General features: G+C 60.2%; 19 protein-coding genes and 1 pseudogene. 14 read left to right on the top strand and 6 right to left on the bottom strand.

Annotated elements, in window-relative coordinates; genetic code table 11:
• Position 1: 1 nt before the first annotated feature.
• Positions 2-664, bottom strand: coding sequence for a GntR family transcriptional regulator (locus NCHU2750_RS23410; RefSeq protein WP_162939760.1), 663 nt, complete (start codon positions 662-664; stop codon positions 2-4).
• Between the two features lie 319 nt (positions 665-983).
• Between NCHU2750_RS23410 and NCHU2750_RS23405 the strand changes: the two genes are divergently transcribed.
• Genes NCHU2750_RS23405 through NCHU2750_RS23380 form a run of 6 tightly spaced genes read left to right on the top strand, consistent with a single transcriptional unit; the run spans position 984 to position 8,311 of the window.
• On the top strand, positions 984-2,279 hold the full coding sequence (locus NCHU2750_RS23405) for an LLM class flavin-dependent oxidoreductase (protein WP_119944150.1): 1,296 nt from the start codon (positions 984-986) through the stop codon (positions 2,277-2,279).
• Positions 2,280-2,339: 60 nt separating this feature from the next.
• On the top strand, positions 2,340-3,902 hold the full coding sequence (locus NCHU2750_RS23400) for an ABC transporter substrate-binding protein (protein WP_119944149.1): 1,563 nt from the start codon (positions 2,340-2,342) through the stop codon (positions 3,900-3,902).
• A 4-nt stretch (positions 3,903-3,906) separates the two neighbouring features.
• Positions 3,907-4,923, top strand: coding sequence for an ABC transporter permease (locus tag NCHU2750_RS23395; RefSeq protein WP_119944148.1), 1,017 nt, complete (start codon positions 3,907-3,909; stop codon positions 4,921-4,923).
• Positions 4,923-5,768 (top strand): ABC transporter permease, encoded by an 846-nt coding sequence (locus tag NCHU2750_RS23390; RefSeq protein ID WP_119944147.1) that lies wholly within the window; start codon positions 4,923-4,925, stop codon positions 5,766-5,768. Before NCHU2750_RS23395 ends, NCHU2750_RS23390 begins: the two co-directional genes overlap by 1 nt.
• Positions 5,769-5,771: 3 nt before the next feature.
• On the top strand, positions 5,772-7,412 hold the full coding sequence (locus NCHU2750_RS23385; RefSeq protein WP_119944146.1) for a dipeptide ABC transporter ATP-binding protein: 1,641 nt from the start codon (positions 5,772-5,774) through the stop codon (positions 7,410-7,412).
• Entirely contained in the window at positions 7,409-8,311 is a 903-nt protein-coding gene (locus tag NCHU2750_RS23380; RefSeq protein WP_119944145.1) for an NAD(P)-dependent oxidoreductase, read from the top strand. Before NCHU2750_RS23385 ends, NCHU2750_RS23380 begins: the two co-directional genes overlap by 4 nt.
• Here the strand turns inward: NCHU2750_RS23380 and NCHU2750_RS23375 are convergent.
• Positions 8,308-9,024 (bottom strand): GntR family transcriptional regulator, encoded by a 717-nt coding sequence (locus tag NCHU2750_RS23375; protein WP_119944144.1) that lies wholly within the window; start codon positions 9,022-9,024, stop codon positions 8,308-8,310. The genes NCHU2750_RS23380 and NCHU2750_RS23375 overlap by 4 nt on opposite strands.
• Positions 9,025-9,366: 342 nt before the next feature.
• On the opposite strand from NCHU2750_RS23375, the gene NCHU2750_RS23370 reads away from it, so the two are divergent.
• From NCHU2750_RS23370 to atzF, 8 genes and pseudogenes are all read left to right on the top strand, one after another.
• On the top strand, positions 9,367-10,494 hold the full coding sequence (locus NCHU2750_RS23370; protein ID WP_119944143.1) for a BMP family ABC transporter substrate-binding protein: 1,128 nt from the start codon (positions 9,367-9,369) through the stop codon (positions 10,492-10,494).
• 23 nt (positions 10,495-10,517) lie between these two features.
• Entirely contained in the window at positions 10,518-11,648 is a 1,131-nt protein-coding gene (locus NCHU2750_RS23365; protein WP_119944142.1) for an ABC transporter permease, read from the top strand.
• Entirely contained in the window at positions 11,648-12,574 is a 927-nt protein-coding gene (locus tag NCHU2750_RS23360) for an ABC transporter permease (RefSeq protein ID WP_119944141.1), read from the top strand. The genes NCHU2750_RS23365 and NCHU2750_RS23360 overlap by 1 nt, the downstream gene beginning before the upstream one ends.
• A 13-nt stretch (positions 12,575-12,587) precedes the next feature.
• Positions 12,588-13,315, top strand: a pseudogene (gene biuH, locus NCHU2750_RS23355) (biuret amidohydrolase).
• The gene (locus NCHU2750_RS23350) at positions 13,312-14,877 is read left to right on the top strand and encodes an ABC transporter ATP-binding protein (RefSeq protein WP_119944140.1); all 1,566 of its coding nucleotides are present in this window, start codon (positions 13,312-13,314) and stop codon (positions 14,875-14,877) included. The pseudogene biuH and the gene NCHU2750_RS23350 overlap by 4 nt, the downstream one beginning before the upstream one ends.
• A complete protein-coding gene (locus NCHU2750_RS23345; RefSeq protein ID WP_119944139.1) occupies positions 14,877-15,545 on the top strand; it encodes a cysteine hydrolase family protein in 669 nt (222 codons plus the stop codon). The genes NCHU2750_RS23350 and NCHU2750_RS23345 overlap by 1 nt, the downstream gene beginning before the upstream one ends.
• A complete protein-coding gene (locus NCHU2750_RS23340) occupies positions 15,538-15,891 on the top strand; it encodes a cupin domain-containing protein (RefSeq protein ID WP_119944138.1) in 354 nt (117 codons plus the stop codon). The genes NCHU2750_RS23345 and NCHU2750_RS23340 overlap by 8 nt, the downstream gene beginning before the upstream one ends.
• Positions 15,888-17,717, top strand: a complete 1,830-nt coding sequence (gene atzF, locus NCHU2750_RS23335; RefSeq protein WP_119944137.1) for an allophanate hydrolase — start codon at positions 15,888-15,890, stop codon at positions 17,715-17,717. Before NCHU2750_RS23340 ends, atzF begins: the two co-directional genes overlap by 4 nt.
• A 158-nt stretch (positions 17,718-17,875) precedes the next feature.
• Here atzF and NCHU2750_RS23330 read toward each other — a convergent pair whose 3' ends face one another.
• The 4 genes from NCHU2750_RS23330 to NCHU2750_RS23315 all read right to left on the bottom strand — a co-directional run bounded on the left by NCHU2750_RS23330 (position 17,876) and on the right by NCHU2750_RS23315 (position 21,369).
• A complete protein-coding gene (locus NCHU2750_RS23330) occupies positions 17,876-18,076 on the bottom strand; it encodes a hypothetical protein (protein ID WP_119944136.1) in 201 nt (66 codons plus the stop codon).
• A gap of 142 nt (positions 18,077-18,218) precedes the next feature.
• On the bottom strand, positions 18,219-19,091 hold the full coding sequence (locus tag NCHU2750_RS23325) for an efflux RND transporter periplasmic adaptor subunit (protein ID WP_119944135.1): 873 nt from the start codon (positions 19,089-19,091) through the stop codon (positions 18,219-18,221).
• Complete coding sequence (locus NCHU2750_RS23320; RefSeq protein WP_119944134.1) at positions 19,088-19,297, bottom strand: DUF1656 domain-containing protein; 210 nt, start codon at positions 19,295-19,297, stop codon at positions 19,088-19,090. The genes NCHU2750_RS23325 and NCHU2750_RS23320 overlap by 4 nt, the downstream gene beginning before the upstream one ends.
• The gene (locus NCHU2750_RS23315; RefSeq protein WP_162939759.1) at positions 19,294-21,369 is read right to left on the bottom strand and encodes an FUSC family protein; all 2,076 of its coding nucleotides are present in this window, start codon (positions 21,367-21,369) and stop codon (positions 19,294-19,296) included. The genes NCHU2750_RS23320 and NCHU2750_RS23315 overlap by 4 nt, the downstream gene beginning before the upstream one ends.
• Positions 21,370-21,379 lie beyond the last annotated feature (10 nt).

The raw sequence follows: 21,379 nt of genomic DNA, 5'->3' as shown, positions 1-21,379 counted from the left end.
ATCAAGGACTGTCCTGCTGCGCTGATGCGATAGCCGCGCCGGTATGCCAGCGTAGCGTCGTGGAATAGTGGTATTCGAGCTCCGCCTTGGCGGTTCGCGCGTCGTTGCGCTCCATCGCTGCGAAGATGCGGCAGTGATCGTCATAGGCGGCACGAGGGCCGGAATCGCGGCCGATCTCGTTGCTGCGGATCAGACGCGCCCGATTGAGAACAAGTTCCAGCTCCTGCGACAGCATGGGCAGGCCGCTGACTTCCGCGATGGCAAGATGAAACTCGGTATCGAGCGCACTGAATTCGCCGCGGCTGGCGCGTTGCACCGCCTCTCTCTGACGATCGAGCACGGAGGCGATCTTGTCGAAACCGCGAGCACGGTTGGCAACGGCTTGCTCCACCGCCAGATGCTCCAGCGCGGCGCGAAGCCGGTAGACGATGACGATTTCATCGTAGCTGTAGCTGCGAATGGTGTAGCGGCGTCCTACCCGCTCCACCAGACCTTCCTGCGCCAGCCTGCGCAACGCATCGCGGGCAGGAACCCGGCTCGTGCCGAACCAGCCGGCAACATCCTCCTCACGCAGCGGCGCCCCCATCAGGAACTCATGACTGAGAATACGCTCCTTCAGTCCGACATATACAGCACCGCCATCCGGCGTAGAGGGTGCTTCCATTTGACCGCTCCGGGAATTTCGGGAGACACGTTCCCCGCAATTTTCCATTTCAGTATACCCAAACGCAGATCCGTTTCAATCGACGAAATCCCCGACAACGCAATATTCAACTTTCCTGACGATTCAATCCTTCATAATCATTGTTTATATTACGTTTTTTATGCTAATATGCACATTTTTCAGGCCAGATCAAAAATTGATCGAAGTCAATGACAAAATCCAGTTGCGCAAAAACTCAACTCATGCATTGATTGGGTATACCGAAATAAGAAGCGGCCGATGCACGTTCGCCAACATCTGCCACAAGGGAACGACGAGAATGACCGACATCAAGCTTGGACTGTCCATGCGTTACCTGGGCTACCACATAGCTGCGTGGCGGCATCCGGATTTCGATCCATCCTGGCTGACGTCGTTTGCCGCTTATCGCGATGTCGCGTTGCAGGCGGAGGCCGAGAAGCTTGACATGATCTTCTTCGCAGATGGCTTGGCCGTGCGCGGCGAAGACAAACCTGCAGGCGCCCTGTCTCACGACGTGCGCAACGCGGAACTGGAGCCGCTGACACTGCTTTCCGCAATTGCCGCAGTGACAAAGAACATCGGCCTCGTCGCCACCGCATCGACGACCTACAACGAGCCCTATCACGTCGCCCGTAAATACGCCTCGCTCGATCATATCAGCGGCGGACGCGCAGGCTGGAACGTCGTCACCTCCTGGTCTGACCAGGAAGCGCTGAACTTCAACCGCGTCGCGCCGCTGCCGAAGGACGAGCGCTACGATCGCGCCGCCGAATTCGTCGAAGTCGTCAAGGGTCTATGGAACAGCTTCGAGGGCGATGCCTTCACGCACGACAAGGCGAGCGGCCAGTTCTACGATCCTGAAAAGCTCCATGTTCTCAATCACTCCGGACGCTTCTTTCAGGTTCGCGGGCCGCTGACAGCCGCGCGCACTCCGCAGGGGCGTCCGTTGATCGTTCAGGCCGGCGCGTCCGACAAGGGACGCGATATTGCAGCTCAGCATGCGGATGTGGTCTACACCGTGGCCCTCGATATCGAGGAAGCCCGCACCTTCTATGCCGATCTGAAACGCCGCGCTGCCGAATATGGCCGCACCGCCAACGCACCGCTCATCATGCCGGGCCTCACGCTCTATGTCGGAGAAACGAAGGCCGAGGCGGAGGCCAAGTTCCATGAGATGCAGTCGTTGATCGACCCCACGGCCGGGCTCGCCATGCTGTATAATTACTGCGGCGATCTGTCCGCCTACGATCTCGATAAGCCGATCCCGGAGGATTTCACCAGCGACAGGATCAGCATTTCCGCGTCGATGATCCAGAAAGCAAGGCGGGAAAACCTGACGATCCGGCAGATGTACGAGAATGCGGCAGCCGGCTTTACCGGCCGTTACATGGTCGGCACCGCCAAGGAAATCGTCGATGACATGCAGCATTGGGTCGAGGCTGGGGCCGCCGATGGCTTCAACATCTGCCCACCGATGCTGCCGCAGGGCATGGAAGACCTCTCGCGCTTCATTCTGCCGGAAATGCGCCATCGCGGCCTTTTCCGCACCGAATATTCAGGCCGAACACTGCGCGAGAATCTCGGCCTCGACTGATCCAGAGGGACAAGACCAACAAACGTTGCGGAAAAAGCCGCACAAGGCAGGAGTGAAGGAATGATTTCGGATATGAAGATCGGTCGACGCACCCTGTTGAAGGGCGCTACAGCCATGGCAACGGTTACCGGGTTCGGCATCCCGATGACGCCCGCCTTTGCCGCGGCCACAAATTTGCGCGCCGCCATCACCGGCTACAATACGATCAACACACTTGATCCCGGAAAGGCGACGCTCATTCCGGAATTCTATGTGATTTGGTCGCTTTACAACGGTCTTCTGAAGTTCGACGAGAACATGAAGATCGTCCCGGACCTCGCAGAATCCTATACGACGCTGCCGGACGGCGCACTCGAATTCAAGTTGCGCTCGGGCGTCAAGTTCCATGACGGATCGCCGATGACGGCCGATGACGTGAAGTTCTCGATCGAACGCGTTCTCGACAAGTCCTTCGCTTCCCCCAACCAGGGCAAGGTGGCGGCCGTCGAAAAGGTGGAGGTCGTCGACGACCTGACTGTTCGCATCCACACAAGCAAGCCCTTCGCACCGCTTTTGACCTTCCTCACCAATGCGCGCACGGGAACGCAGATCGTCTCGCGCAAGGCCGTTGAAAAGGCTGGCGCAGACGGGTTCGGCAAGGCGCCGGTCGGCACCGGGCCCTACAAGCTTGCGGAATGGAATGCCGGCTCCGGCCTGAAGCTCGCAGCGCATGAAGATTATTTCGGCGGCGCGCCGGCGATCAAGACCGTCGATATCCCGCTGATCACCGAAGAAGCCTCCGGCGTCACCGCCCTGCTCGGCAACCAGATCGACCTGACCTCGACGGCCCCAGCCGCCGATGTTCCGCAGCTGATGAAGAACCCGGCCATCACGGTTCTGCGCCAGCCGGGCCTCAATACCCGCTTCATCTCCGTCAACCTCGCGAAGCCGCCGTTCGACGACGTGCATTTCCGTCGCGCCGTCTCGATGGCGTTCCAGCGCGAGGCCATGGTTGCCGCCGTTATCTTCGGCGAGGGCGTACCCTTGAACGGTGCCTTCCCGCCGCTGCTTGGTGACTACTTCACCCCCGGCCCGCGCGACTTCACCAAATTCGACGCCGCCGGAGCCAAGGCGGAGCTCGCCAAGTCGAAATACAAGGCCGATGAACACGCGGTTGCGGTCGTCACCTGGGGCGGCAGCTGGTGGAAGCGTTTCGCCGAAATCTTCGTCGCCCAGGTGAACCAGGTACTCGGCACCAAATTCACGGTCGAGGTCACCGATGCCAACGCGGCCTATGCACGCCAGAAGTCGGGTGATTTCCAGGCTGGTGTCTGGGGCTGGCTCGGCATGGTCGACCCGGACGAATATGTCGGCGACATGTTCCATTCCACCGGCTGGCGCAACTTCGGCAAATATTCCAACCCGGATGTCGATGCCAAACTCGAAGCCGGTCGTGCGGCTCTCGATCCGGCCGCCCGCGTGAAGATCTACAAGGATGTCGAGGCCATGATCATGGAGGATGTTCCCGTCATCCCGTGCTTCTGCTCGAACATCCAGAATCTGATGCGCAAGGGTGTCGAAGGCTTTTCGCAGAGGCCCTATTCGAACTTCGGTGATCAGTTCGCCAACATGAAGGTCAGCTGATCAGATGGCGCCGGTAAGCGAAACGGTCGGCCAGACCACCGCGCGTCGAGCGGCACGAAAGGGTCTTGGAAGCATTGCGGCCGGTTTCGCTGCAAAGCTCCTCGGCGCTCTCGCCGTCTTGCTTGTCGGCACAATCGTCATCTTCTTCACCATGAAGGCAGCGCCGGGCGATCCGGCGCTTGCCGCACTCGGCGAACAGGCAACGCCTGACGCCGTTGCCGCTTTCCGGGCCCATTACGGCCTCGACCAACCGGTCTGGATGCAATATCTGAACTGGCTGTTCGGCATGCTGCATGGTGACTTCGGCACGTCGCTCGCCGTTGCCTCCGGCCGTTCGGTTGCGTTGCTTCTTGCGGTAAAACTACCGGCAACGCTGTTCATCGGGCTTTATGCGCTCACCCTGGCGGTGGTGATCTCGCTGATCCTCGGAAGCCTTGCCGCCTTGAATCGGGGACGCCTCATCGATACGGCGGCGACCTCGCTCGCGGTTTTCGGCATTTCAATGCCGGATTTCTGGCTGAGCTATGTTCTGATCTTCGGGTTAGGCCTCAGCCTCGGCCTTTTCCCCACCTATGGCTATGTTTCGCCTGCCGACAGCGTCGCCGGCGCGCTCTATTCCGGCTTCTTGCCGGCTCTGGCCATCGCCGCTCCCATGGCGGCAGTCTTCTCACGCACCCTGCGCGCCGTGCTGATCGAGACGATGAACCGTTCCTATGTGACGGCAGCCCGTTCCTTCGGCCTCAATGAATGGTTCATCTTCATCCATTTCGTGCTGCGCAACGCGATGGTGCCCTATTTGACCGTCGTCGGACTACAGATCCGCTACATTCTGGGTGGTGTTGTCGTCGTCGAACGCATTTTCGGCATTCCGGGCGTCGGGTCCTTCATGGTCGACGGCGCATTTTCCCGCGATTTCCCGGTCCTGCAGACCTGCACGGTGGTGTTCCTGTCGATCGTTCTTGCCGTCAACATGCTGACCGACTTCATCTGCATGCTTCTCGATCCGAAAAGGACACGCTGATGCGCGCCCTGACCTCCCCCCTCTTCAGCCTGTTGCGCCACCGAACCGGAGCAGTCGGTCTGTTCATCACCCTGTTCGTGCTGCTTGCGGTTTTCATCGGCCCTCACATCCAGAGCTTTGGCCCGGAAGACATGGACTTCATGGCCATTCTTGCGCCTCCCTCCTTCGCCCATCCCTTCGGCACGGACAGTTTCGGGCGCGACGTACTGGCCCGGGTTCTGGCCGGTGGTCAGGTATCGATCGCCATCAGCGTCGGCTCCATCCTGATCGCGACCGTGTTCGGCTGCGCCATGGGCATGGCGTCCGGCTATTTCGGTGGCTGGATCGATGAGGTCGTGATGCGTGTCTCGGACCTGCTCTTCGCATTCCCGAGCTTCATCCTGGCGATGCTGCTGATGGTCGTGTTCGGCTTTTCAACGGCCAATATCATCGGTGCAATCGCACTCGTCTACCTGCCGATCTTCGCCCGCATTTCGCGCAACACCACGATGCTGATCCGCGAAGAACCTTTCGTCCAGGCTTCACGCCTCATGGGCCGGCGGCCGAGCGCAATCATGCTGACCCAGATCCTGCCGAATATTGCAGCCCCGATCATGGTCCAGGCAAGCGTCGCTCTTGCATTTGCGATCATCCTCGAGGCGGGGCTGAGCTTCATCGGACTTGGCGTGCAGCCACCGACCCCCTCTCTGGGCGGCATCATGGCCGATGGCCGGGAATATTTCAGCCGCGCGCCTTGGGTTCTGACGATGAGCGGCATGGCAATCTCGATTGCGCTTCTCGGCATCAACCTGCTCGGCGACGGCATTCGCGACATGACCGATCCCCGTCTCAAGGAAAGGGCGTGACCGATGACGACGCATCCGATCGTTCAAATCCGCAATCTTCGCGTCGCCTTCCGCACCGGCCGTGGGGAGAACGAAGTCCTTCACGGCATCGACATGGTGGTCAACAAGGGCGAGATCCTCGGCGTCATCGGCGAATCCGGTTCCGGCAAGACGATGACGGGCATGTCGTTGCTACGGCTCCTGCCCGATAATGCCAAGGTCACAGCCGACGAGATGCGCTTCGATGGCGTCGACCTGCCTCCCATGTCCGAGGGGCAGTTTGCCGGCTTGCGCGGCGTGCAACTGGCGATGATCTTCCAGGACCCGGTCGGCTCCTTCAATCCAGCCAAGACGATCGGCTGGCATTTCGACCAGATCCTGAAACAGGCCGGCGTTGCCAATGACGGACGACAGCGCGGTATCACGCTGCTGGAAGAAGTCGGCGTCAAGCGTGCGACCGAGGTGATCGATCTCTATCCGCATCAACTGAGCGGCGGCATGCTGCAGCGCGCGTTGATTGCGCTGGTGATTGCACTCAGGCCTGCATTGATCGTCGCCGACGAACCGACCACCAATCTCGACAAGGTGGTCGAGGCGCAGATTCTCGAACTCTTCCTCGACATGCGCAACCGGCTGAAGGCAGCGATGATCTTCGTCACCCATGACATGGCCGTCGCGGCATCGCTTTGTGACCGGATTGCCGTGATGAATGCCGGCGAAATCGTCGAGACCGGTGAAGCCAAGGCGGTATTCACCGATCCTCAGCATCCCTACACCAAGAAGCTGATCGATACGGCCCTGGAGCTTTCCAACAGCCGCGCCAAGACCGTCGTCTCCGGGACAGAAAGTGCGGCGGCATCCAAGGGTGAAGCGGAACCATTGTTCAAGGTCCGGGACCTGTCGGTCACCTTCCCGGGCTCCCGCACCAGAGCCGCATTCAAGGCGCTGGATGACATCAGTTTCGATATCCAGCCCGGCGAAATCCTCGGCCTTGTCGGTGAATCCGGCTCTGGGAAAACCACCCTCGGCCGCACGTTGCTTAGGCTCTACACGCCGTCCGGCGGCGAGATCGTCTATCGCGGGCGCGATATCACCCATCTGCCCGAACGGGCATTGCGCGGCATGCGCCGGCAGTTGCAGATGGTCTTCCAGGATCCGGGTGGCTCCTTCAACCCTCGCACGACCATGGGCGCCTCTTTGGCGGAGGCGCTCGTGATGGTCGGTTGCCCTCGCGTCGACATACCGAAGCGATCGATCGCACTGCTGGAACGCGTCGGACTGACTGCGGCCCATGCGGACCGCTACGTCCACCAACTCTCCGGCGGGCAGTTGCAGCGTGTCGCGGTTGCAAGAGCCATCGCGCTAGAACCCAGCATGATCGTGGCCGACGAAGCAGTCTCCAAACTCGACGTTTCGGTTCGCGCCGGGGTCCTTGACCTGTTCAAGGACATTCAGGCCGAGACGGGAATGGCCATGGTATTCATCACTCATGATCTCGATGCGGCGCGCTTCATGTGCGACCGGATGGCCGTCCTGCTGCATGGCAAGCTGCTGGAGATCGGGCCCACCGAGCAGATCTTCGCCGCACCATCGCATGAGTACACACGCACGCTGCTCGCCTCACAAGGTGCGTTGTCGCGTGCGGTGGGGGCACGCCTGCAATGACAAAGACAGTCTATATCGATTGCTCGCCCTTCATGCTCGGCCTGCTCCAAGAGGTCATGCCCGACTGTGCGCAGAAGATGGTGGTGAATGTCGGCGACCCGGACGCCGAAGGCATCGTATCGCTCGCTGCAGAGGCGACCACAGTTCTCAATGGTCATACGATGATGGACGAGCCTCTGCTTGCCCGCCTGCCTCATCTGCGCGAGATCATCTTTCTCGGCAGTGGCGCCACAAGCTATATCGACGTTGCCGCCGCCGAACGACAGGGCATCCGTGTCCGCACCATCTCCGGCTATGGTGATCGCTCGGTGGCAGAGCACGCGACGGCCCTGATGTTTGCCGCCACGCGAAAGATCGCCACGATGGACCGGGAGTTGCGCGCTGGACATTGGGAGCCGCTGGAAGGCATGGAACTGGCCGGTCGCCGGCTCGGGATTATCGGCTTCGGCGGCATCGGCCAGACATTTGCCGAGATCGGCGAGGCACTCGGCATGGCGGTATCGATCTGGAACCGCAGCCCCTTGCCGCCCCGGTGGAGCGATCACGCGCTGCCGCTCGATGAGCTTCTGTCGCAGAGCGATGTCATCTCGCTGCATCTTGCACTCAACGACACCACACGCGGGATGATCGGCGCAGCAAGGCTTGCGCTGATGAAGCCGACGTCGATCCTCATCAACACCGCCCGCGCCGGCCTTATCGACAGCGCCGCACTTCGCAACGCTCTCGAGAAGGGGCGCATTGCCCATGCGGCGCTGGACGTGTTCGACGAGGAGCCGCTTCCGGCAACATCGCCGTGGTTCAGCCTGTCCAATGTGACATTGACCGCCCATGCCGGGTTCAAGACGGCCGACGCATCGAGGCGTCTGCTCAGGACTGCGGTGGAAATGCTGGTCGGCTAGGAGCGCCGCTTCAGCCCGGTGGCGTCGCCGTCTGTCGCCGAACTCGATGGCGCGGCGAAAACCGCACTCGCATCGCTGACGATCGACACATGCATATAGGCGGCCTGCCCCGCAGCCGCAGGGTCTGCCCGCAGGATGGCGGTGACGATCCGGTCATGCTCCTCGTAGGACTTCGAAAGACGGCCTGACAGCCGGAACTGCGCACGGCGAAACGGTGCCAGACGCGCCCGCGTCTGCACTACCAGTTCGAGAAGGTGATTGTTATGCGCCCCGCGATAGAGCCGGTTATGGAATTCCGTATTGTAGGCTGAATAGTCTTCGGGCGATCCGGAATGGACGAGCTTCATCGAGGCGCGGTGTTCCATGTCGAGAGCGCGCCGCTCCTCGACTGTCATCCGTTCTGCAGAAAGCCGTGCACATATGCCCTCCAGCTCTGCCATTGCCTCGAACATGGAATGCAGGTGGGCCTCCGTCACGTTCATGACGACGGCACTTCGGTTCGGTTCGCGATCGACCAGCCCCATGGCGCCAAGCTCTCGAAGTGCCTCGCGAACCGGCGTGCGCGACACCTCGAAACGGCTTGCGAGCGCAATCTCTTCAAGCTTCTCGCCCGGAAGCATCGCCCCGGTCACAATCATGTCGGCTATGGCCCGAACCATTTGCTCGACCGTCGTTCCCGTTCTTACAACCTTCTTTCGTCTCGCCTGCGTCACGATGATCCTAACTTCCAGCTCGCGCCCTGCATACACATGGGCAGGTCACAGCAATAAGTCAACTGCGTGATCAAATTATTGAAATATATAATATTTTTCTGACAATTGGCCACACTATCGGCTGCGATGCTGCCCTATTCGATGATAAAATAATCAATGATATTTTAATAATCACACACCTTCCAAATCTGCATACACTTTGATCACGGCGCCATAAAGCGCCTACAAAATATCATTATTATTCATATACTTAATATTCTGGCACGCACATTGCATGCACTTTACTATGTAATCACTATCGGCCCAATCACAACCGGCCAAGCGCCGCGAGGGAGCATTACGATGACCAAACTCCTTTCCATGAATCGCCGAAATTTTCTTCATGCCTCCGCCACCGGACTTCTCGCCAGCGCCGCACCGGGCCTTGTGGCCAGCCGGGCGCAGGCGCAGACGGCACTGACCGTCGGCTTCATTTACGTCGGCCCGAAGGACGACTACGGGTATAATCAGGCACATGCCGAAGGCGCGGCCGTGATCAAGGCCATGCCCGGCATCACCATCGTCGAAGAGGAAAACGTACCCGAGACGGTCGATGTCCAGAAGACGATGGAATCGATGATCAATCTCGATGGCGCGTCGCTGATCTTCCCGACATCCTTCGGCTATTTCGATCCCCACATGCTGGCGATGGCGGCAAAATATCCGAACGTCCAGTTCCGCCATTGCGGCGGCCTGTGGCAGGAAGGCAAGCACCCTGCCAATACGGGCTCCTATTTCGGCTATATCCACCAAGGCCAATATCTGAACGGCATCACCGCCGGTTACGCGACCAAGAGCAAGAAGATCGGCTTCATCGCCGCCAAACCCATTCCGCAGGTCTTGCAAAACGTCAACGCCTTCCTGCTCGGTGCCCGGTCTGTCGATCCGGCCATCACCTGCCAGGTGATTTTCACCGGCGAATGGTCGCTGGCGGTCAAGGAGGCCGAAGCCACCAACGCACTGGTCGACCAGGGCGCAGATGTCATCACCTGCCATGTCGATAGCCCGAAGGTCGTGGTCGAGACTGCCGCCGGTCGTGGCGCTTTCGTCTGTGGTTACCACGCCAATCAGAGCCCGCTTGCGCCCGAAAAGTACCTCACAGGCGCCGAATGGGCCTGGGGCAATGTCTATACCGATTTCGCCAAGAGGGCACAGGCCGGCGAAAAGCTCCCCAATTTCGTCCGCGGCGGCCTGAAAGACGGTTTCGTCAAGATGAGCCCACTCGGTCCCGGCGTATCGGCAGACGCCCGCAAGAAGTTCGAGGCGACGCTGGCCGAGGCAATGGCCGGCAAGCTTTCGGTCTTCAAGGGGCCGCTCAAGGACAACAAGGGCAATGTCGTGATCACCGCTGACAAGGCTTATGCCGAGGATGCGATCGATCTCGAAAGCATGGCCTATCTCGTCGAGGGTGTCGTCGGTTCCACCTCCTGATTTGACCTGAAGGGAGAAGCGTGATGACGGTCGAAATAAACGATCCCGCATTATCCATGGCAGCCGGCGGCAGGACCTCTCTCCGCCCGATCCTCGAATGGCTGGCACGACGGGCAGAACCCGTCGTGATTGGGCTCGCCGCGATCCTGGCCGGCCTGGCGCTATTCTCCATCTTCATCCTGGTGATCGGCAAATCGCCGATCACCCTCTTTCAGATCATGTATGCCGGCGGCTTCGGCAGCTGGTTCTCGATCCAGAACAGCCTGTCGCGAGCAGCCCCCCTACTCCTGACGGCGCTCTGTGTTGCCTTGCCGGCGAGGCTCGGCCTCGTCATTATCGGAGGCGAGGGCGCGCTGGTACTCGGTGGCGTCGCGGCCGCAGCAACCGCCGTGCCGCTGGCCGGCATCCTTCCGCCTCTTCCACTCCTCGTTCTAATGGCCGTGGCCGCCATGATCGTCGGAGGTTTGTGGATCGGCCTCGCCGGGTTCCTGAGGCACTATAGGGGCGTCAACGAGACGATCTCTTCGCTTCTTCTTGCCTATATCGCCATCGCCCTGATGAACCAGCTCGTCGAGGGCGTGCTCCGTGATCCAGCGAGCTTGAACAAGCCTTCCACCAAGCCGTTGCCGACGGCCTACATGATCGGCGACATGCCCGGCATGGATGTACATTGGGGTCTTGCAATCGGCATCGTCGCTTGCATCGTCTCATGGACCCTGATCGAGGCGACGAGTTTCGGCTTTGCCGCGCGCATGGCCGGCGGCAATGTCCGGGCAGCACAGATTCAAGGCTTGCCCGTCGGCCGGTTGATCGTCGGCTTCACGGCCATCGCGGGCTCGTTTGCCGGGCTTGCCGGAATGCTCGAAGTCGCTGCCGTCCAGGGAAGCGCCAATGCCTCGCTTGCCGCCGGCTACGGCTATACCGGCATTCTCGTCGCGTTCCTGGCGCGGCAGAATCCGCTGGCCATCATCCCTATCGCCTTCCTGCTTGGCGGGCTCGAAGCATCCGGCGGCCTCATCCAGCGGCGCATGGGCCTGCCTGATGCCACGGTGCTGGCACTGCAAGGCACGCTCTTCATCGTCATTCTCTTCTGCGAGACCTTTTACGGTCGCTTCAAGATCTTCAATCCCGACCTATGGAAAAGGAGCCTGTGATGGACGAGACGGGTATCGGTCTATGGGGCGTGCCTTTGGCGATTCTTGCCGGCGCCATCCGGGTTTCGACCCCTTTCATCTTCGTATCGCTGGGCGAGGCGATCACCGAGCGCTCCGGCCGCATCAATCTCGGCCTTGAAGGCACGCTCGTCTTCGGTGCCATGACCGCCTATGCGATCGCGGTCATCACGGGCTCTCCATGGCTCGGCGTACTTGCGGCGATGGCTGCGGGCTGCGTCTTCGGGCTGATCCACGGCTTCATCTGCAAGTTCCCGCGGGTCAACGACATCGCGATCGGCATTGCCATGATGCAGTTCGGCCTCGGCTTCGCCTTTTTCCTCGGAAAGCCGTTCATCCAGCCGGCGGCTCCCAAGCTGCCGTCGATCCCTCTCGGCAGTTGGTCCTCTCTGCCGCAGGTCCAGGCCGCGCTGAATATCAATGTCCTGTTCTTCATCGGCCTGGCGCTGGCGCTCTTCCTGTTCTGGGCTTTCAAGAATACTCGCCTCGGCCTCGTCCTGCGTGTCGTTGGCGACAGCACCGACGCGGCGCGAGCGATGGGGATCAGTCCAGATCGTGTCCGGCTGCTTGCAACGGCAATCGGAGGATCGCTGACCGCGATCGGCGGTGCCTATCTGTCGCTGTTCTATCCCGGCTCATGGAACGAGGGGATTTCTTCAGGCCAGGGGCTGATGGCAGTCGCGCTGGTGATCTTTGCGCGCTGGAACCCGATCAACTGCTTTCTGGCAGCACTGCTTTTCGGCGGTGCCGGTGCTCTCGGCCCTGCCCTGCAATCGGTCGGCGTCACCCAGGGTTACTACCTGTTCTACGCCGCCCCCTATGTGCTGACGCTCGCCATCCTGATTGCCACATCATCGCCCAACCGTGCGCTGGCCGGCGCACCGGGCGAGCTGTCCCTGACGAAGTGAGAGGAGAGACCCGATGAACAGCCTTTCAAGCCCCCTTTCCGCCGTTCCACTGACCGACAACACCTTGAGCTATATCGAGGCCGATCCCTATCCGTGGCCTTATAACGGCAAGCTTCGGCCCGACAACACCGCCCTCATCATCATCGACATGCAGACGGATTTCTGTGGGCCAGGCGGCTATGTCGACCATATGGGCTACGATCTGTCGCTGGTTCAGGCGCCGATAGAGCCGATCAAGTCCGTACTCTCGGCCATGCGTGCCATGGTTACCACATCATCCACACGCGCGAGGGCCACCGCCCCGACCTCGCCGACCTTCCGGCCAACAAGCGCTGGCGTTCCCAGCGCATCGGCGCCGGCATCGGCGATCCGGGGCCTTGCGGCCGCATTCTTACCCGTGGCGAACCCGGCTGGGACATTATCCCCGATCTCTATCCGGTCGACGGCGAGACGATCATCGACAAGCCCGGCAAAGGCTCTTTCTGCGCAACTGACCTGGAGCTGATACTCAACCAGAAGCGCATCGAGAATATCATCCTCACCGGCATCACCACCGATGTCTGCGTCTCCACCACGATGCGGGAAGCCAATGACCGCGGCTATGAATGCCTGCTTCTGGAGGATTGCTGCGGCGCCACCGACTACGGCAATCATCTGGCAGCCATCAAGATGGTCAAGATGCAGGGCGGCGTGTTCGGCGCAGTCTCCAATTCCAATACATTCGTGAGCCAATTGCCATGAGCCCATCATCCGTCAACATCATCCGCGATACACCCCTCCCCCAGGCCGGCAAGGCGGTGGGCATCGAGACACTCGGTATGACGATGCGCTTCGGCTCCTTCACGGCGCTGGACGACGTGTCGATCAGCGTGCCGGCGGGCTCCTTCCATGCGCTTCTCGGCGAAAATGGCGCCGGCAAGTCGACGCTTGTCAAATGCATCATGGGTTTCTACCACGCCACGTCGGGTTCACTGTCGGTGGATGGGCGCGAGGTTGCCGTCGCCTCGCCAAAGGATGCGGCCACCTACGGCCTCGGCATGGTCTACCAGCATTTTACGCTCGTACCGTCCTTGACGGGCGCAGAGAACCTAGTGATCAGCCGGGCCAAGGTCCCCTCCGTGATCAACTGGGTGAAGGAGCGCCGCGAACTCGCCGCCTTCATGCAGGGCATGCCCTTCAAGATCCCGCTCGACCGGCCCGTCCGTGAACTGGCGGCAGGCGAAAAGCAGAAGCTCGAAATCGTAAAGCAGCTCTATCTCGGCCGCTCTTTTCTGGTCCTCGACGAACCAACATCGGTACTGACGCCGGCGGAAGCCGACGAGATGCTGGGCCTCGTGCGGGCCATGACCGATTGCGGCGAACTGACCGTACTGATGATATCCCACAAGTTCCACGAGATCACAAAGTTCGCCGATGCAGTCTCCGTGCTGCGCCGAGGCAAACTGGTTGGAACCGGTAAGGTCAGCGACCTTTCGACCGCAGACATGGCGGCAATGATGATCGGCGACGTCAAGCTGGCCGAGCTCGACAGCCGCGCTCCGGTGCGGGACCTCGCAGAAACCGTGCTGAAAGTCAGCAAGGTCAAGGCGCCGGATCGCTCCGGCCTGAAGACCATCGAGATCGAAGACCTTTCAGTCCGATCGGGCGAGATCGTCGGCATTGCCGGCATTTCCGGGAATGGCCAGAAGGAGCTTACGGAGATCCTCGCCGGCCAGCGGCAGACCGATGCCGGCAGCGTTCTGGTCAATGGCGCGGCCTATGGAGCGACACGGGCGGAAACCCGCAGAAACAATGTCCGCTTCATTCCCGAAGAGCCCCTGCAGAATGCCTGCGCGCCGAAGATGACGGTAATCGAAAATCTCTCTTTCCGCACTTTCGACCTGAAGGGCGATGGCCGCGACGCAATCTGGCTGAACAAGGGCGGCATGAAGAAACGGGCAACGGCACTGATTTCCGACTTCAAGGTCAAGACGGCCTCCTCGTCCTCTCCGATTGCGGCTCTTTCCGGCGGAAACGTGCAGCGAGCGGTGCTTGCCCGAGAACTCACCGGTGCAGTCGATCTGCTAATCGTGTCGAACCCATGCTTCGGGCTGGACTTTTCCGCTGTCGCCGAAATTCGTGCCCGCATCATGAGGGCCCGTAATGCCGGCACGGCTGTCCTGCTGCTGTCGGAGGATCTGGACGAGCTTCTGGAGATGTCCGACCGCATCATGGTCATATCGGAGGGTCGGCTGGTCTATGAAACGCCGGCACGCGGCGCCGATATCGGGGTCATCGGCGCCCACATGGCAGGGCATCACTGATGGTGGAGATTTCAGCAGAGCCATTCGCCTTTCAGGCAAGGCTGAACGAACTTGCACTCGTCGTCATCGACATGCAACGTGACTTCGCCGAACCGGGCGGCTTCGGTGCGAGCCTCGGCAACGACGTGTCCCGCGTGACGAAGATCGTGCCGGATGTGAAGCGGCTGATCGAAGGGTTTCGCGCTGCCGGCCTCCCCGTCATCCACACGATGGAATGCCACCGCCCGGACCTTTCCGATCTGCCGCCGGCCAAACGCGACCGTGGCAATCCCGAGCTTCGGATCGGCGATCCGGGGCCGATGGGGCGCATCCTCATCGCAGGCGAGGCCGGAACCGCAATCCTCCCCGAGCTCGCCCCGCTCGATGGCGAGGTGGTTATCGAAAAGCCTGGCAAGGGGGCTTTCTATGCCACCGAGCTCGGCGAGGTACTGAAAGAAAAAGGCATAACCCAGCTCGTCTTTGCCGGGGTTACCACCGAGGTCTGCGTCCAGACGACAATGCGCGAGGCAAACGACCGCGGTTACGAATGCCTGCTCTGCGAAGAGGCAACCGAAAGCTATTTCCCCGAATTCAAGGCTGCGGCAATCGCCATGATCCGGGCGCAAGGCGCGATCGTCGGGTGGACGGCGCATATCGACGACATTCTGAAAGGACTGGGCAATGCCTGAAACGACGCGTGAAATGCTGACATCCGGAGGATGGAAGGCTCTCGAATTCGGTCCCTTTCGCAAGGACGTGACTATTCACTGGATCAAGCCTTTCGAGGCTGACCAGCCGGGCGTAGCGCTGCTGAAGTATCAGGCAGGCGCGTCCGTCCCACGCCATCGTCACGAGGGGCTTGAGACGATCCTCGTGCTGGAGGGCACGCAATCCGACGAGGCCGGCGATTACGGCCTCGGGAGCTATGTGGTCAATGCGGCCGGCACCGAACATTCGGTGTGGAGCGATACGGGCTGCGTCGTGCTGATCCAATGGGACCGGCCGGTGAAGATACTGGAAGAGGACAAGGTATGACTGGCATTGGGTCGGCTTCACTACCGGCTTTCGACATAGGTTCGCTGCTGGATTTCTATCGCAATGGCGGCAGCGTCGCCGATATCGTGGAGAGGGTCTTCGACCGGATCGCCGAGGTCGATGATCCCGGTATATTCATCCACATCGCAGACAAGCAAAGCGTGCTTGCCGAGGCCGGCAAGCTCGGCTCTTTCGATCCGCAAAAGCCATTGTTCGGCATCCCCTTCGCGGTGAAGGACAATATCGATGTCGCCGGCATGCCGACCACCGCGGCCTGCCCCGACTATGCCTATCCGGCCACGGTCGACGCCACTGTTGTCCGGTTGTTGAAGCGGGCCGGCGCCCTCGTAATCGGCAAGACCAACCTCGACCAGTTCGCCACCGGCCTGGTGGGCGTCCGTTCTCCTTACCCTATCCCCAGGAATGCCATCGACCCCGCACTTGTACCGGGAGGCTCGTCGTCCGGCTCGGCTATCGCCACGGCGCAGGGCATCGTTTGCTTCGCTCTCGGTACCGATACCGCAGGCTCCGGCCGCATTCCGGCCGGACTCAACAATATCGTCGGACTGAAGCCGAGCGTCGGGGCTCTCTCCGCCGCAGGTGTCATTCCGGCCTGCCGCACGCTCGATTGCGTGTCGATTTTTGCGCTGACGGTGGAGGACGCCTGGGCGGTGTTTTCCGTCGCCGCACGGCCTGATGCAAGTGATGCCTATTCGAAGACAGTGCCGGCGATCGGCTTCGGATCTGCGCCGGCAACACTGACGATCGGCGTACCTGCGAAGGAGGACCTGAAATTCTTCGGCGACACCGCCATGGAGGCGGCCTATGCGGAGGCCCTGTCCACACTCACCGAACTGGGCCACCGGCTGGTGGAAATCTCCTTTTCCGATTTCTACAAGCTCGCCGATCTTCTCTACGAAGGCGCCTGGGTCGCCGAGCGTTACGCTGCTGTGAAGGAGTTTTTCGACGTTCACGAAGAAAGCTTCCATCCGGTAACGCGCAAGATCTATGGCGCAGCCAAGGCGCTTTCCGCAGCAGATGCCTTCGACGGCTTTTATGCGCTTCAGGCGCTGAAGAAAAAACTGGAACCCGTCATCGACGCGCTGGATCTGTTTTGCGTTCCAACTGCACCGCGGCACTATACGGTCGCCGAACTCGAGGCAGAACCGATCCGTGAGAACTCACGTCTCGGCACCTACACCAATTTCGTCAACCTGCTCGACATGTGCGGCATCGCAGTTCCCACCGGCACGCGCAAGGATGGCCTTCCGGCGAGCGTCACCTTGCTTGCCGCTTCGGGCAAGGACGGGCTGACGGCGACAATCGCCCGCGATCTGCACGTCGCAAGTGGACTTCCCCTTGGCGCGACCGGCTGGGCGCAGCCGGTTCCGGCCATCATCGAGCCGGAAAATTCGGCGGATGACATGATCGATATCGTCGTCGTCGGCGCGCATCTTTCCGGAATGCAGCTCAATCATCAGCTCATCGAACTGGGCGGTGAATTCTCCCGTGTCGCCAGCACGTCCTCGGACTACCGACTATACGCGCTTGCCGGCACGGTTCCGCCCAAGCCCGGCATGGTCCGGGCGAAAGTCGGGCAAGGCAAAGAGATTGATGTAGAAGTCTGGCGATTGCCGCCGGCTGCCTTTGGCCGGTTCGTTGCCGCAATTCCCGCGCCATTGGGGATAGGGACGATATCGCTGGCGGATGGAACCTCTGCCAAAGGTTTTCTGTGCGAACAGGTCGCCGTGGAAAGCGGAGCAATCGATATCAGTCATCACGGTGGCTGGCGGGCCTTTTGTGCCGTGGCGGCAAAGGCTGGCTGAATGGGGACCCGGTGCACGAAAACTGGATTGCCTCATGGCGCGAGCACCCGCCAAGCGGGCCGACCTTATGATCAATCACTCGATTGCCGGGAGGCACAAGGCGTGATCCGATCAGGTCAAACATAGAGCGCACTGATTGTTGGCCCGGCCTGAGAGCGTCACTCCGCAAGGCTTGAGGCAAACCAGTCGTCCAGCTTCCACTTGAGTACGTCAACCCCGCTTTCGCCACGAAGGACCATCTTGATGAGTTGATCCGCGGCCTCAAGCGCAAGCTCATCCACCAACGAAATGTTGTGGAGTTCGCAGAACGCATTCAGCGTCTGGCGCACAATCATAAGGGACGCGCCGTCCAATGCCATTTCTTCTCATATTCCATTGGTTGAAAGGTGTAGCGACAGGCGCTGCACATTCTCCGCCCCGTTGGGCCGAATATCTCTCCAACAGGATCCAGTGGTTCGCTGCCAGCCATCAGCCGACAGCGAAGTCCCGGATTTGTCGTCGTCAGGGTGTTTCAGCAATGCTGACGCTCGCAGTTCGGCCAGCGACCAGAACTGTTCCTTGAGGCACATCGTCCAGCGCTATACGCACCGGCACGCGTTGTGCCAATCGAACCCAGGTGAATGTCGGGGTCACGTTGGCCAGCGCATCCGTCGTATCGGTACGTTCACGGTCCTCGATACCAGCGGCGATGCCAACAACATGGCCTTTGAGCACTCCGGTTGTTCCCATCAAGCCAATATGTGCCTTGTCGCCGAGCTTGATCCGGTCGAGCTTGTTCTCTTCGAAATAGCCATCGACATAATATGAATCGCTATCAACCAGGGCCGAAACCGTTGCTCCCGCTGTCACGTAGTCACCCGGCCGTAGCGAGAAGTTGGTGATCACTCCATTGACCGGTGCTTTGACAGTGGACCGTTCAAGATTGAGCTCTGCCGTATCGAGCGTAACCAGTGCAGTCTGATAGGTTGCTTCGGCCTGATCGGCGGTCGTCTGGGCCTGGTCAATCTTCTGTCGCGTAACCGAGCCATCACCCAGACGCTGATAGAGGGCAAGATCGGCCTTCGCCTGACGCAAAGCCGCCTGTGAACTGGTCACCTGGGCTTCCGCATCCCGCTTGGCCAGCACGAAGCGGGCGCTGTCGATCTTGAAGATGACATCTCCCATCTTGATCTTCTGGTTGTCATGCACGTCAACCTCGCTGACGATGCCAGACACGTCCGTGGTCAAGCGAACGACGTCTGCCTGAAGTTTGCCGTCACGAGTCCACGGCAGGTTCATATAATAGTCCCAGATATGGTATCCCAGCACACCTGCGATACACACGAACACGCATGTCAGGAGTACACGGCCCGACGCCGCGAGAAGAGTTTTCATAATGTCACCTTGTCGGCAGCCTCGACGAGGCCGGCCAGAATGCAAACGAGCATGGCAAGGTCGAACAACGGCCTGTGCCAAACGAGATTGTAGAAACCAACCCTATCAAGCAGCCTGCGCAAAACGGTGCTGAGAAGGTAGGCAATTAGCCCCCAAAGCGCGAGGGTTGGAATGAATACGCCGTAGAGATCGATTTCCGGCTTCATGCGGCCTGCTCCTGGAGTTGACGCGCCGGCACCGGCTTGAAGTCGTCGGCAGATGGAAAGAGGGTGTAACGCAGCGCAGCACAGGCACGCGAAGCGTCGACGGCAACATCCGATCGCGCGGTGATGAGCGCATCGAGGCAGCGATCCAGGCACTGCAGAAGATGCTCGTCCGGAGCGACGTGGCCTGTGCTACGGATCTTGCGGTCGTAATAGCCGGCCATGGCCTGAACCACGTCCCGAACAAAAGCGCCATCGCCCCCCGGCAAACCCTGAATGGCGCGCTGCAGCTCGATAAGGTTGAAGCCCGCGCGCATGTCCTTCAGGATATCTTCGCCATGGATGTGAGACGTCTTTGGCAAAGCGTTGATGCGCGGTGCCAAAAGTGCAAGCCGGTCGAGCATTTTATGAAGCAGCCGGGTAAAATCGCGTCCCGATTCCGCCGCGGCAATGGAGCGAATATCGATCCATCCCGCGCGAAGCAAACGTTTGGCACTCCACTCCGTCCCAACGGTCTTGACGAGGACCGTCACCACCAACGCCAGCATCATGCCCGCAATCATTGCAGTGTTGGAATTCAGAAAAGTTGCCGCATCGAAAGTCGGGCGCGCCGGAAGACCAAGCATGTTGGGGAGGCTGGTGCCGACAGACATCCCGATGAGGAACGTCTGAGGCCTGGCTGCCAGCAGGCCCACCGGGATACAAACGACTGCCAGCACTGCCATCATGGCCGAAAAGCTGGTAATCATCGGCGTGAACGCGAATTGAATGATGAACGCGGCAACACCGGTAAAAATGCTCGCCATCATAAAGTTTCGGATAACTGGCTGGGCGTTGTCCATCGCCGCGAAAAAGCACATCATGATGGCGCCCATCAGAACCATTGCGGAGCCGGACGACCAGCCGGTCGATATCCAGATGAGGCAGCCGACGCTCGTCGTAAGCGCGGCCGTGAGACCGGAAAACGCTGCCATGGTGTAGTCGCGATGCATCGGGCGCTGTGAACCAGTCAGGCCAAGACGTACGAGTAGGCGTGACCGGGTACGGTTGGGTTCGACGCCATTCTTCAGATCCAGGCAGTCGCTCCAGGTCTGAACCAGATCCTGGAGGCGGAACGCCAGGTTTCGCGACAGGATCCCTGACCAGCTGCCATCATCCGCTCCACGCTCGGCAAGCGCCTTCAAGCGGTTCCAAAGCGTATTTCTATCCTCGCCGGAAAGAGGCGTTTCTTCCTTCATCCAGAGAGACACGTCGTCGACGAGTTGCTTGATTTCCGGCGGAATTCCGGCCTTGCTGCTCTTGAAGGCGGCCAGAACGTCTTCGATCCCAGAGATCACCGGCAGCATGGCCACCATCATGCGCTGCAGCTCGCGTGACAGTTGCGCTTTTCTACGAAGGCTCGGACTGTCGAAGAACGCATGCGTGGTGAACAGGCGGATGTCGATCGCTTCGGCTGCAAGCTTTCGCGAGAGCGGCGTCACCACTCTTTGCTCTCCGGCGCCCTGTAGCACCTGGCCGGCCAGCCCGCGCATATCGGCAAGCCAGCCATCGACGCGTCTTGCGAGGACGCTGCTGGCCGATTTGGGGAAAAACACGACATTAAAGAAGAGAGTGCAGATGATGGCGACGCCGATCTCCATCGTCCGCGCCGTCGTATAGGTGAAAGCCGTGTCCGGCGCATCAACGACGGGAAAACTCGTCAGCGCCGCGGTATAGCCTGCCAGCATGAAGGCATAACCGCGCGGCGAACGATCCATCAGGCTTATATAGAGGCAGGTTGCTACCCATAACGAAATGGCAATCGTCAGGATCTCGGGCGAATTGACGAGGTTGGGAACGAAGACGACGGTGGCAGCGCCACCGACGGCAGTCCCGATCAGCCGGTAAAGCGCTTTGGATCCGCTGGCGCCCGCCAAAGGATTTGCAATAATATAGACGCTTGTGAAGGCCCATTGCGGCCCCTGCAAGTCGAAAGTGTAGCAGATCAAGAGGGCAAGAACGGCAGCGGCGAAGGTCTTCACCGAGAAGACGACATCGTCAGAAGTCGGATTCAGTAATTGTGATAGCACTGCCATTCTTTTGCTC

Source organism: Neorhizobium sp. NCHU2750, from assembly GCF_003597675.1.
Lineage (GTDB): Bacteria > Pseudomonadota > Alphaproteobacteria > Rhizobiales > Rhizobiaceae > Neorhizobium.
Note: the sequence above shows the minus strand (reverse complement) of the source record. Positions and strands in the feature narration are given on the sequence as shown.